Here is a 12768-nt window from a genome sequence, read left to right on the forward strand (position 1 = left end):
TCAGGGAAGTCGGATGCGGGCGTTCACATCCAAGAAGTGCCCGTGATCATCCCAGAGCAGCGAGATGTGCTGGCCGTATGTTGAGCCTGTGCCCTCTGCGATAATTGCGTTCTGCCGCAGTCGTTTGATTTCCGGCGGCAGACGGCGAGCATTGATGGCGGCTACCGCAGCACCGAAATCGGCCGCCGAGCGCCGATCCCGACACCACAACACCACTGGCAGACCTGCACGCAGGGAAGCCTTCAACTGTGAACGGCCGGGCTCTTCATCGGGCGACGAGTCCAGGATACAGGCGACCGCCGTGGCTTGATCAAGATAGACCCGGAATTTCCGGGGATCGCCGTTCATGTCCGGCGGTGTCGGATGGATCCGACAGTCGTGACTGGGATCCGCGAGCATCCGGGACCTGCGACGCCAGGCATGGTGCCACGACGTTTCCGAAAGCCGATCCCGGCTCCGTACGACGACTTCGAACTCCGCCCCGATCGGAACCGACTGATCGTCAGGGGGCTCACGGAGCCACTGGTCGACGTCAAGGTTGATGAGTTCAGATGGCAGCACGAACTCGATGGTCAGAGGATCGTTGAACTGGCTCGCCCAGCCCGAGACGGCTTCTCGAATGAGATCGGCCACTCCACCGGGGATGTCGTCGAACCCACAGCGTGTCTCTCTTCCCGCCGGCTCGGGACGCCACTCGGCCGGATGGAACTGCCTCCAGTGCGTGATGAGGAATCCACCGGGCCCCTCGGTCAACGATGGCTCGATCATGATGATCAGGTGCAGCGGTAGACCGGCTGCGGGCCACGTGCGGTCGCGGATCGCCAGCAGGGAGTCGGCCGCCTCCTCCGCTCCAGCGGCGCGGAGCAGCATCGCCTGGTCGACGATCCACGCTCGAAGGCCCTCTGCCACGCCCTTGGCCTCGGGGGCCTGGGCGAAGAGCGCGGCGAACAGGAGATGTGGCGGCGTGCCGTCGGGTCGGGCGTTCATGTCGAGCAGGATCGAGAACGCCTCCCACGCGTCATTCAAGTGGCCCGGCGGCGGCACGGAACCGCCGCACGCGATGCAGAAGATCCGCGTGAGCTGCGGGATGGTGCGCCCCTCCAGCAGTCGGCGGACGGCGGTGCAGTCAGCCGTGGGCAACGCCTCCGCGACCGGGCTGATCATGCGCCGTACGAGGGCGGTGCCCGGCAGGTCCCCGGCGACGTGGTCGAGGAAGCGGACCATCGCCTGGAACGCACCCGGCCGGTCCGCACAGGCCGCCACCAGGTTGTACAGGTGGATCTTGGCGTAGTCCGAGTCCCGTACGTTCAGCGGACCGTCCAGCTCGCGCCCTATGAAATCGACCATCGCATCGCGGACCGACCGGTCGAGCATCAAGGAGATGCCCTCCAACGCATCGGCGATCCGGGGCACAGATGACCCGCTCTCGGTGCCGGTCACGCCGAGCCATTCCGCAGCCACGGAGCCGCGATCTCTCGTGCGCGTCTCATGGGCAGTGAATCGCCTTCGACGAATGTGAGCACGTCGATCAGCTCCCGCACCCCTCCCGGGTGATCGTCACAGGTTTGGGCCAGGTTGAGCACGTGCAGCCGGGTCCGCGCGTTGTACCGGACCGTCGCCGAGATGTCAGGACGCAGCTGATCAATTACCAAGGTCCGGCCCGCTTCGTCCGCAAGCGAAGGAACCGCCTCGAGTGCACGGGCCAGTGCGAGGACGCCGCCGCCTGCCGATCCGTCCGTGCCCGAGGCGCGCAGAGCGCGTACCTCGGCCAGCACGGCGTCGGCATTGAGCTGAGCGGCAAGCGGTGCGAGACCCGCGTTCATCGTGGCGGCGCGCTGAATGGCCGCGATGAACAGGTCGGGGACCATACTCAGAGCGCGCGCCGGGTCAAGCCCCATCTGCTCGAAGTAGGACCGGCCGGAACCCGTGATATGCGGGTCAGCCAGCGGACGGAGTTGCTCGCGGATATTCTCGACCAGCGCTTCCCGAACGGAGGAGCGCTCATCGGGGCCGTCATTCACCTCCATGGGAGGCGCCTCGAACCGTTCCACGAGTGCCCTGGCGACGTGCTCGCGCTGATCTGCCGCGAGCGGTGCCACGAACGATCCGATGGCCTCGTCCATTGCTTCTGCGAGCACTCGGCGTTCAGGCGGACCGAAAATCCTTTTCGAAACCACCCTCAATGTGCGGTCACCAAGGAGTTGAACGAGCCAGCCGACGATCGCTTCCGTTAGCACACTCCGATTGTGCATCAGAGTCGCCCGGTTAAGGCAGGAATGGTCTGGGCAGCACTCGTTTGTGGCCAAGTTCCGGAAGCCGTGACGTGCCCGGACCGCCCGCATGCCGGATCCGGTCGGCGGGCGGTGGCGACTTTTCGCGCCCGTGATCTCGCCGCCCAGATCACCGACCCTGATAACGGTCGAACGCGTCGCGGGCATCGGGGTCGAATGCAGCTCCCCCATGGGGGACACAGTGCCACACATTGGCCAGAATCGGGCATTCCATTGACCGTCACGACTTCCGTGGTCTGATGGCTCCTGGACTCAAGAGAGGAGTCAGATGCAATCACCAACAGAACCGTTGGCGGCTTTCGCGTCGCTGGACACTCGACAGCAACTCCCCCGCATGGCGCGATCGTGGCCGGCGTCCTGCCAGGCGGCCGCGGTCTCGGTGGGCGGGTTTTTCGCCGTGCTCATCATCGCCATCGTGACGCATCGGAGCAGTCCGTGGGTCATGGCGACAGCGTTCACCATTCCCGTCTTAGTGTTCGGCGCGGTCGCGGCGTATGAGTGGCGGTTCGGTCGCCGATTCGGCATCACGCTGAGTCGACTACACCTGATCGGAGTCGTAGCGGGCCTGACACTCTGGCTGATGTACCAGACCGCCCCCGGCAGTCTGCCGTTCGATCCGTCCGCGACGCAGTTGTGCGCCTACGTCGGGCATCCAGGGGAGCACGCCTGTTCGGTCAGGGCCGACGCCGCGCGAATGCGCAGCGACATCGCCTGGTGGTCCACCGGCACGCTGATCGCGCTGTTCGGCCTGTTCGCCCGCCGCTCCCGTACCGCGGCCTGGACCACGCCCGCGATCGCGATCGCCGGCGGTGCTCTGGCGCTCTACTTCCTCGAGGTGTTCGTCAGAGCCACCGCACAGAACGGATTCGTCTTCTGACGATTACGGCGCGAGGCGTTACGGGGCCGTCCAGCTCACGATCGGTGCGGCGGCTTTGGCGACGGACCCGGCGGGAGTGAGCCTCAGCAGAGTGTTGCGGACGGCTTGCCGCCGGCCGCCGCGAAGGTCGGCGCCGAATCTGGCGGTGATGGCCGCCATCCGGGCCATCTGGCGGCACCGTGGCCGGCGGGCCTGGTCGAAGGCGGCCAGCGCGGCGGTCAGGTCGCCGCCGGCGGTGACCGGTGCCGCGATGAGGCGGCCCACGCAGACGCCGTCTTCCACGGCGGAAGACGCTCCTTGCCCCACAGTGGGCACCATGGCGTGGGCGGCGTCGCCGACCATGACGACCCTCCCGCGGACGTAGCCGCCGAGCCCCGGGTGCAGGTGGTAGACGTCGTGGCGCATCAGCTGGTCGGCGGTGGTGGCCGCCACGATGGCCTGGATTCGCGCGGACCAGCCGGAGAAACGGTCGCGGGCGGCGGCGAGTTCGTCGTCGAAGGAGGCTCCTTCGGGATGCCGGAAGTAGCCGTACCAGTAGAGCTCGTGGTCGCTGATCCGGACGGCACCGAACTCTGTGCCCGGTCCCCATGCCTGGAAAAGGCGGCCGTCGGAGGTGGTGTCGGGGATGATCGCCCGCCAGCTGGTGCTGCCGCTGTAGCGGGGGCGGGCGTTCGGGAACAGCTGCCGCCGTACGGTGCTGCGAACGCCGTCGGCGGCCACGACCAGGCCGGCTTCGCCGGTGTGCTGCCCGGAGGTGGTCCGCCAGGTGACGGCGGCCGGCTCGCCGGCGGGGTGACCCGGCCGGACGGCGGTGACCTCGGCGCCGGTGACCAGCTCGACGCCGTCGGCGGCCTCGGCCGCCTGCCGTAGGGCGGAGTGCAGGCGTTGCCGGTGAATGCCCCAGATCGTGGTGGTCGCGCGCACGTCCGGTGTGTCGGGGATCCGCAGCAGCCAGCGGCCTCCCGGATCCTGAAAGCCCGCGGGGACGGTCTCATGTCCCGCGGCGCCTACGGCCTCACCGGCGCCGATGGCCTCCAGGGCGCTCATCCCGTTGCGGGTGATGGCCAGGCCCGCACCGACCTCCCCGAAGGCCGGCGCCCGTTCCAGCACCGTGACCGCCCAGCCCGCCTGTGCGAGCGAGGTGGCCGAAGCGAGCCCCGCGATTCCGCCGCCCACCACGATCGCCGTCAGCCGCTCCGCCACCGGCCCTCACCTCTCCAAACCGAATCGCCCGCCTCGTGGGGACGAAACCGACACCGCCAAGTACTACATCGCGTAGTACTACCACCAAAGTACTACATTCCGTAGTACATAGGCCTGCGGAAGTGTCATGACCTGTCGGTCGCGGGACGGAGTCGGTGGGAGATGAGCATTCCACCAGCGGCGAGCAGGCCGGTCAGGATGAAGACGCTCAACAGGGCGGTCCGCATCGAGGTGCCGTGGTTCTCGCTGAGCGCGATGGCCCCTCCGCCGAGTCCGGCGATCACTGCGGTGGCGAAGGTCTGGGCGAGCTGAAGGGCACCGCTCGCCTCGCCCTGCCGCTCCGTGGGGGCCTGCCGCAGGGTCTCGGTCGTCGACGCGTTGAAGCCGACGCCCATTCCCAGGCCGCCGACGGCCCAACCCAACACGGCGATCCACGACGGCAGCACGTCGGACAGGGTCGTGAGTGCGATCAGCACGACTCCCGCGAGGAGAACGGCGAAGCCGGAGATGGTGGCGGCGACGCGGCCAGCGTCGCGTCTGGCCTGCAAGGCCGAACCGGCGACCCAGGTGATGGCTCCCGCGGACAGCCCGAGCCCGGCCATGGTGGCACCCATTCCGCGCAGTTCCTGAAGGCCGAGCGGAAGGAACGCCTCGGTGCCGAAGTAGGTCCCGCACAGCAGAGCCCGGACGGTGACACCGGCCCCCAGACCAGGCCGGGCACTGAGAGTGCCCTCAGGCGTCACCCAGCGCAACGCGGGCACCGTGATGGCGATGCCGATGACCGCCAGGACGAGCAACACGGCCAGGTTCGTCAACAGCAGTGCCTGGAGGAGAAGGCCGGTGCCCAGGGTGAGCACGACGGCGCCGCCGAGCGGACGTTTCCACCACGGAAGCGCGATGGCAGGGGCGACGGCGCCGTTCGGCCGGTGCAGTGCGCGCAGCGGGGGCAGGACGAGCGCGGCCGCGGCGACGATGATCGGCAAGATGAGCAGGAACACCGCACGCCATGTGGTGCGGTCGGCCAGCGTGCCGGTGATGGCCGGGCCGATGAGGGAGGGAATGGTCCATGCCGACGACAGCAGGGCGTACATCCGGGCCCGCAGTCGTTCGGGGTAGGCCAGACCGATCACGGTGTAGGCCATGGCCATCACGGCGCCCACACCCAGCCCCTGGCCGAAACGGCCGACCAGGAAGAGCGGCCAACTGGGGGCGGCGCCCGCCACCACGCAACCGGCCGCCAGGGTCAGCATGCCCCATGCCATCGGGCGCCAGGGGCCGCGACGGTCGGCGGCCCGCCCGGAGAGCACCGTGCCGATGACATTGGCCAGCATCAGCGCGGACAGTCCCCAGCCATAGGCGCCAAGGCCGTCGAGGTCGTCGGCGATGCCGGGCAGGATCGTGGCCACCCCGAGTGACTCGAACGCGACCACGCCGACCGACAGCAGGACCCCGAGGGTGAGCGCGCGATAGGCGTCGCCGAAGACGCTCTCGCCGGAGCGGGCGCCCGTCGCCGGCGCAGGAGGCGGGACCTGTTCAACGTCATGGTCGGCAGAGCTGTCAACCGATTCGCCGGAGCTGTGGCTCATGGTGCCTCCTAGTTATGTTTCGTTTCGGATCGGAACATAACTTGTATACTTCCTCCATGGCCCAGACGACAAGCGGCACCGCTCGGGGCGGCGGTGGGAGACCTCGTGACCCACGCATCGACGACGCGGTTCCGCGAGCGGTCATCGAGATCCTCAACGAGGTCGGCTACGGCGGCCTCACGATGGAAGGGGCCGCCACTCGCGCCGGGACGAGCAAGCCCGCCATCCGTCGCCGCTGGCGCTCCCGCCAGCACCTTGTCGTCGGAGCCCTGGCCGCCACCTTCGGCACCGCACCGACGCCCGACACCGGCTGCACCCACTGCGACCTCATCGCCGGCATCAGCACGCTCAGCGACGCCTTCACCACCGCCATCGGCCGCAAGGCACTGCCCGCGCTCGTCGCCGACCTCACCGACGACGCCGAGCTGGAGAAGGAGTTCCTGGACGTCTTCTTCCATCCGCGCCGTGCCACCACCGCCGAAGCGCTACGCCGCGGCATCGACCGCGGCGACATCCGGCCCGACGCCGACATCGACCTTCTGCTGGACATGCTCGCGTCGACCACGTACTACCGCGTGCTCTTCGGGCATCTCCCCATCACGCCCCAACTCGCCGAGGACGTCGTATCGGTGATCATGGCCGGTGTCGCCACCGAGCGATGGCGTGGGGATCACGCGGAGGAGTAGTGGAGCGGCGATCCGGAGCTTCAGTTTCTGATCCATCCGGGCCGTCAGAAACGGTTATCGCCGGGCGTCCGGACCGTCTCCTGAGCGAGAGCATCGACGCGCATAGGAGACATCATGGGGCAGATCCAGATGAGTCGGCGGAGCGTGCTGGGGCTGACGGGTGGGTTGGCGGTCGCCGGCGTGGCCGGTGTCGCGGGAGCCGGGCTGCTCGACGGCGGACACGCGACGGCCGGCAGTGTGGGCGCGAAGCTGGCCAAGGCGCCGGCGAAGCGGTTCGCCCACCCGGGGCTGCTGCACACGAGCGCCGATCTGAAGCGAATGCGGACCAAGGTGCGCGCGGGCGCCGCGCCGTGGCAGGCGGGCTGGAAGGCCCTCGAGGCGAACTCCCACTCCGGCAGCGGCTGGAAGGCGCGCCCCCAGGCGACGGTGTACCGCGGCGGCTCGCAGCAGAACTACGTCCTCCTCTACAACGACGTCCACGCCGCGTACCAGAACGCCCTGCGCTGGAAGCTCACCGGCGATCGCGCGCACGGCGACACGGCGCGCGACATCCTGAACGCCTGGTCCGCGGCCCTGAAGACCGTGACCGGTAACGCCGACCGGTTCCTGGCGGCCGGGATCTACGGCTACCAGTTCGCGAACGCCGCCGAGCTCATGCGCGGCTACCCCGGCTTCGACCTCGCGCGGTTCCAGAAGATGATGCGCGAGGTCTTCTACCCGGCGAACGACGACTTCCTGAAGCACCACAACGGCGCGTTCATCACGAACTACTGGGCGAACTGGGACCTGGCGTCGATGTGCTCGGTACTGGCCGTCGGGATCCTCTGCGACGACCACGCCAAGGTGCGGCAGGCGGTGACCTACTTCAAGACGGGTGCGGGGAACGGCTCCATCCGGCACGCCGTCCCGTACCTCCACCCGGGCGGCCTCGGCCAGTGGCAGGAGGCCGGGCGCGACCAGGGGCACACGACACTCGGGATCGGGCTCATGGGCACGTTCTGCGAGATGGCGTGGAACCAGGGCTACGACCTGTACGGCTACGACGGCAACCGGTTCCTCAAGGGTTGTGAGTACGTCGCCAAGTACAACCTCGGGCACGACGTGCCGTTCACGCCGTACGTCTGGAAGGCCGGCGCGCCGGGCGTCTGGAGTCATACCGAGACCCAGACCCAGGTGTCGCCCTCCGCCCGGGGCAATGTCCGCCCGATCTGGGCCCTGGTCTACAACCACTACGTCCGCCGCCGCGGCCTGCGCGCGCCGTACACCAAGGCGATGGCCGCCAAGGTGCGTCCCGAGGGCGGCGGCGGGAACTACGGCCCGAACAGCGGCGGCTTCGACCAGCTCGGCTTCGGCACGCTGGCCTTCACCCGGTAGCGCCGCCCGGCAATGACGAGGGGGGACCGGGTCAGGGGCCCCGGTCCCCCCTTCGCGTCAGTGAATGGTCGCGGCGAAGATGTGCAGGGACGGCACACCCGGCGTCACGCTGCCGCTGACGTTCGGCAGGACGACGCGGGTGACGGTCTTGCCGGGCTGCAACGGCGTGGAGGCGCCGTAGACGCAGACCGGCAGGGGATCCTTGCCGTTCGGACGGTTGCGGTACGGCATGTACAGCGCGACGCCGGCGCCCGACTGGGAGCACCCGGCGTGCCAGTCCGGCACCGTGAGGGTGAACGAGTCGCTCGTGCCGTCGGAGTAGACGACCTGGCCGGTGCCGGTCGACGGACCGTACGCCGAGGTGAGCAGGAAGGACAGCGTGCCGCCCGAACCGCTCAGGTCGAACGCCGTGCCGCTCGCGACGGCGTTGTCGTTCTGGCCCGCCGCGACGTTCGGCCAGGTGAAGGTCGTCCCATCGGCGGTGACGGTGCCGCCCGGCGTGGCACCGGCGGCGGCCAGCGCCTGCGCGGAGAGGCTCGACCCCGCACCGTCGATGTTGGCGGCGGTGGGGCTCGCGTCGTCGCTGATGCCGACGTTGTCGTACGCCGCCTGCAGCGACGGCGCGGGCGGGGTGACCGCCCCGGTCGCCTGGACGGACTCCGCCGTGCCGCCGGTGGTGAAGACGGCGACGGCGGTCAGGCGGCTGCCGGAGGTCGCGTCCGCGGGCGGGGTCACGGTCCACTTCTGCGAGGCCGACGCGCCCGCCGCGACGTCACCCAGGTCGGCGGGCGAGGCGGGGCTCACCTGGTAGCCGTTGGTCGCCGACAGGTACACCTTCGCGCCGGACAGCGGAGTGTCGCAGCCGTCGGTCAGCGTGGTGGTGGCGGCGGTGGGCTTGCCTGGCTCGGCGGTGTCCGAGGCGATGGTCAGCTTCGCTCCGGCGCACGCCGGGACCGTGCCCGGCACGGCCGTCAGGACGGCCGGCTTCCCGGATCCGGCGACGTTGTCCGCGGTGATCTGGAAGGTGTACGGCCGCAGTGTCTTCAGACCGCCGACGGTGGTGAAGATGTTCCGGTCGCTCGTCGCCCAGATCGCGGTGTGCCCGGTGTAGCGCACCGGTTTCAGCCCGGGCGCGCTGATCGTGTACCCGAGGATCGGGGTGCCGCCGGCGGACGACGGCGGGTTCCACGACAGCCGTACCGTGCCGCCGTCGGCGTTGGACGCGAACGACGTGGGCGCGCCCGGGACGGCTCCGACGCCGCTCTTCGGCGTGACCGCGGCGGACGGCAGCGACGCCGCACCGGTGCCGTGGCCGCCTGCGGCGGTGACCGTGAAGGTGTACGCCGTGCCGTTGGCCAGGCCGGGCACGACGGCGTACCCGAGCCGGCGGAGGTCGGCCGCGGAGACGGTGACGGACTTCCCACCGGGCGAGGCGGTGACGGTGTACCGGAGCACCGGGGATCCGTGGTCGACGAAGACCGGGTTCCATCCGACGTACGCCGCGCCGTCGGCGGCGGAGGCGGCGACCTGGGCGGGGGCGTCGGGCACGGTGGTGCCGCCGGGCGTCACCGCGAGCAGGTGCCGGTAGGCGGGTTCGAGCCCGGCGTTCCCCAGGACGTTCGCCGGCACGTCGTTCAGTCCGGCGATGAGGTGGTTGTTCTTCTTGACGATGTTCTTGGCGTTGGTATCGGCGTCACCCTGCTGCCAGTAGTTGCTCTCGATGTCCGTCGGGTCGGACCCACTGGCGCCGGGCCGGTAGTCGGTGTGGGTGCCGCCCCAGTCGTTCTCGTTCCCGTACAGCACGTTGCCGTTGATCGTCATGAACGTCGCGCCGTTGTCGCTGTAGATGGCGTGGCCGTGCCCGAGGGAGTTCAGGATGACGTTGCCGGTGACGTGCTCGCCGTCGGCCAGGGAGGTGCCGGTGATGCCCTGGGTGTAGATCGCGCCGCCGTCGGCGAGCAGCTGCATGGGGTCGCGGATGAGGTTGGCCGAGATGGTGTTGTCGTTCGAGTAGTTCGGCGTCGCCTGCACGGCGATCTTGTCCGGCCAGCCGCCCCAGCCGATGGAGATCGCGGTGTACGAGGTGTGGTCGATCTGGTTGCGGGAGATGCGGGTGTGCTCGGCGTACCCGACGTCGATGGCGACGCCGCCGTGGTACTCGGCGGGGAGTCCGTACAGGTGGTTGTCGAGCACCTGGACGCCGCTGGTGTGGTCGGCCTGGCCGGCCGGTTGCGGCATGTCGACGCCGCCGGCCTCCAGCCCGTTGCCGGAGATGTCGGTGAACACGCAGCCCTTGACCGTGGCGTCCTGTGAGCCGTCGCCGAGGTCGAGCCCTGCCGCGCCGAGGTGGGCGAACACGTCGCCCTCGAACCGGACGCGCTGGTCGTAGGCGAGGCTCACGTTGCCGGGCGCCTTGGTCCACGCGCCGTACGGGCAGGTGCCGCCGGCGATGAACTGGCACAGGCCCTGGGTGGCGTACCCGGTCGGCCCGGTGACCGTGTAGTTCGCCTGGATCTCCGAGAAGCCCTCCGGCGTGCTCGGCGTCAGCCACGTGGCGTAGGAGAACTGGACATCGGTGAAGGCGACGTCGTGGATCGGGGCGGACGCCGTGCCCTTCGCGTCGACGAGCTTCTCCAGCGTCGGCGCCTCGATGTCCGCGCGCCGCGGGTCCTCCCCGCGCCGCGGGATGTAGGAGACCGTGCCGGCGGACCGGTCGAGATACCACTCGCCGGGCTGGTCGAGCACCTCATAGGCGTTCTCGACGTACGCCGGGACCTTCCCGTTGCCGAGGCTCTGCGGGCCGACCAGGTTGACCGTACGGCCCGAGTTGTCGGTGCGCATCACCCGCTTGTTGGAGTTGTCCCAGCACGGCTGCGCCATCGTGATCGTGGTGCCGGACACCGATCCGACCGGGCAGCGTGGTTCCGTCCAGGGGCCCTGGCCGCCGGTCTTGAGCGACCAGTAGCCGTCGCCGCCGCTGTAGACGAACTCGATGTCCTTCGGGTTGCGCCACGACGCCATCGCGTCCGACGCCGCCGTGTACCCGGTGTCGGTCGCGGTCAGCTTCGTCGGCAGCGGCCCGGCCGCGCGCCGGGCGCGGGCGCCGTCGACGTACAGCTGCCGGGTGTTCAGCCCGGCCGGGGCCGGGGCGGACCAGAGGTTCCTGGCCCGATCGGTGAGTTTCCAGCCGGTGAGCCGCCGCCCGCCGGAGACGACGGGGTGCGCACCGGGCGCGGCCGTCCAGATCACCTCGTGGCCGTTGGTCCCGGAGTCACGGGAGTCGAGCGTGAGCGGTTCGGTGAGCCGGTACGTTCCCGGGAGCAGCCGGACGGTGATGTCTGCCTTCATGTCCTGGTCGAGAGACCGGACGACGTCACGGGCGTGCGTCAGCGTACGGAAGGGGCGTCCGGAGGTTCCGGGCGCGTGGTCGTCGCCCGTGGGTGAGACGTAGAGCACCGCTCCCGGCGGTCCGGCCGCGGCTGCGGGGACGGCGGCCGTGACCAGGGGAACGGCGAGAGCCGTGATCGCGGTCAGGAGCAGAGCGAACGGTCGTCTGGCAGGCGGACGGAACGGGGCCATGCGGCCTCCTCGGGTCGTCTCCGTGGAGCCATCGATGGAGGATTGATCGGATGTCTCCTGCGCGGAGATTACGATCACCCCTAGGGCCTGTCAATACGCCAATTCGTGAAACTCCCACGTCAAATGGGATATATGAGTGTCTGGACACTCACCTTCAATGAAGGCGCACGTCGCCAAGTGGTCGGACCACAACGCGTGATCTTTAATGGACCTCGGTGCTTCATGAGCGCCGGATGAGAGCGCCCGCTCCGGCGGGCCCGAGCTCTCACGCAGACCTCATCGACGTGTCAGTCCGTTCACAGCGCGACTCACGACCGTGGATGTCATGAGCGACTTCACCCTCACCGCGCAGGACATGCCCGTCCGTCCCCTCCGCAGGTCGTCCCACGTCCTGGTGGAGGTCGTCATCCCGGTCTACAACGAGGAGCACGTCCTCGCCCAGAGCGTCGGCCGGCTGCACACCTACCTGACCGGCACGTTCCCGTACGCCTTCCGCATCACGGTCGCCGACAACGCCAGCACCGACCGGACCTGGGACGTCGCCATGCGGCTCACCCAGGACCTGCCGCACATCCGCGCCGTCCACCTGGACCAGAAGGGCCGGGGCCGCGCCCTGCGGCACGTGTGGGGCATGAGCGACGCCGACGTCGTCGCGTACATGGACGTCGACCTGTCCACCGACCTCGACGGGTTCCTGCCCCTGGTCATGCCGCTGGTGTCGGGGCACAGCGACCTGTCGATCGGCTCGCGCCTGGCCCGCGGCGCCCGCGTCGAGCGAGGGCCGAAGCGCGAGATCATCTCCCGCTGCTACAACCTCCTGCTGCGTACGACGCTGCGCGCGCGATTCTCCGACGCCCAGTGCGGGTTCAAGGCCGGCCGTACCGAGATCGTCCAGGCGCTGCTGCCGCTCGTCGAGGACCAGGCCTGGTTCTTCGACACCGAACTGCTCGTGCTCGCCGAACGCAGCGACCTGCGCGTCCACGAGGTCCCGGTCGACTGGGTGGACGACCCCGACAGCCGCGTCGACATCGTCCAGACGGCACTGGACGACCTGCGCGGCATCGCCCGGGTCCGCCGGCGCCTCCGGCGCGGGGAGTTCCGCGCCCCGGTGCCGTCCCGGCGGCGGCCTGTCGCCGTCCGCGCCGCGGCCTGACCCCCCACTGTCCCTCCGC

Annotated in this window: 9 protein-coding genes; 4 read left to right on the forward strand and 5 right to left on the reverse strand. The window is 69.5% G+C overall.

Going from position 1 to position 12768, the window contains the following annotated elements; all coding sequences use genetic code 11:
- Both ACYVF7_RS55420 and ACYVF7_RS55425 read right to left on the reverse strand, forming a co-directional pair.
- On the reverse strand, positions 1-1440 hold the full coding sequence (locus tag ACYVF7_RS55420) for a VMAP-C domain-containing protein (protein WP_460356041.1): 1440 nt from the start codon (positions 1438-1440) through the stop codon (positions 1-3).
- On the reverse strand, positions 1437-2237 hold the full coding sequence (locus ACYVF7_RS55425) for an effector-associated domain 2-containing protein (protein WP_460356043.1): 801 nt from the start codon (positions 2235-2237) through the stop codon (positions 1437-1439). The genes ACYVF7_RS55420 and ACYVF7_RS55425 overlap by 4 nt, the downstream gene beginning before the upstream one ends.
- 469 nt (positions 2238-2706) lie before the next feature.
- Between ACYVF7_RS55425 and ACYVF7_RS55430 the strand changes: the two genes are divergently transcribed.
- Positions 2707-3168 carry a hypothetical protein gene (locus ACYVF7_RS55430; RefSeq protein WP_460356045.1) on the forward strand — a complete coding sequence of 154 codons (462 nt, stop codon included), beginning with the start codon at positions 2707-2709 and terminating at the stop codon, positions 3166-3168.
- Between the two features lie 18 nt (positions 3169-3186).
- Here ACYVF7_RS55430 and ACYVF7_RS55435 read toward each other — a convergent pair whose 3' ends face one another.
- Together ACYVF7_RS55435 and ACYVF7_RS55440 are read right to left on the reverse strand one after the other, a co-directional pair.
- The gene (locus ACYVF7_RS55435) at positions 3187-4371 is read right to left on the reverse strand and encodes an FAD-dependent oxidoreductase (protein ID WP_460356047.1); all 1185 of its coding nucleotides are present in this window, start codon (positions 4369-4371) and stop codon (positions 3187-3189) included.
- 125 nt (positions 4372-4496) lie between these two features.
- Positions 4497-5957: an MFS transporter gene (locus tag ACYVF7_RS55440; RefSeq protein WP_460356050.1), complete on the reverse strand. Its 1461-nt coding sequence runs from the start codon at positions 5955-5957 to the stop codon at positions 4497-4499.
- A 56-nt stretch (positions 5958-6013) separates the two neighbouring features.
- Between ACYVF7_RS55440 and ACYVF7_RS55445 the strand changes: the two genes are divergently transcribed.
- Positions 6014-6643 (forward strand): TetR/AcrR family transcriptional regulator, encoded by a 630-nt coding sequence (locus ACYVF7_RS55445; RefSeq protein ID WP_460356052.1) that lies wholly within the window; start codon positions 6014-6016, stop codon positions 6641-6643.
- Positions 6644-6757: 114 nt separating this feature from the next.
- Positions 6758-8017 carry an alginate lyase family protein gene (locus ACYVF7_RS55450; protein ID WP_460356054.1) on the forward strand — a complete coding sequence of 420 codons (1260 nt, stop codon included), beginning with the start codon at positions 6758-6760 and terminating at the stop codon, positions 8015-8017.
- Between the two features lie 57 nt (positions 8018-8074).
- Here ACYVF7_RS55450 and ACYVF7_RS55455 read toward each other — a convergent pair whose 3' ends face one another.
- A complete protein-coding gene (locus ACYVF7_RS55455; protein WP_460356056.1) occupies positions 8075-11596 on the reverse strand; it encodes a fibronectin type III domain-containing protein in 3522 nt (1173 codons plus the stop codon).
- 325 nt (positions 11597-11921) lie between these two features.
- On the opposite strand from ACYVF7_RS55455, the gene ACYVF7_RS55460 reads away from it, so the two are divergent.
- Positions 11922-12749 (forward strand): dolichyl-phosphate beta-glucosyltransferase, encoded by an 828-nt coding sequence (locus tag ACYVF7_RS55460; protein ID WP_460356058.1) that lies wholly within the window; start codon positions 11922-11924, stop codon positions 12747-12749.
- The last annotated feature ends 19 nt before the right edge of the window (positions 12750-12768 follow it).

Source organism: Actinoallomurus acanthiterrae (assembly GCF_054775715.1).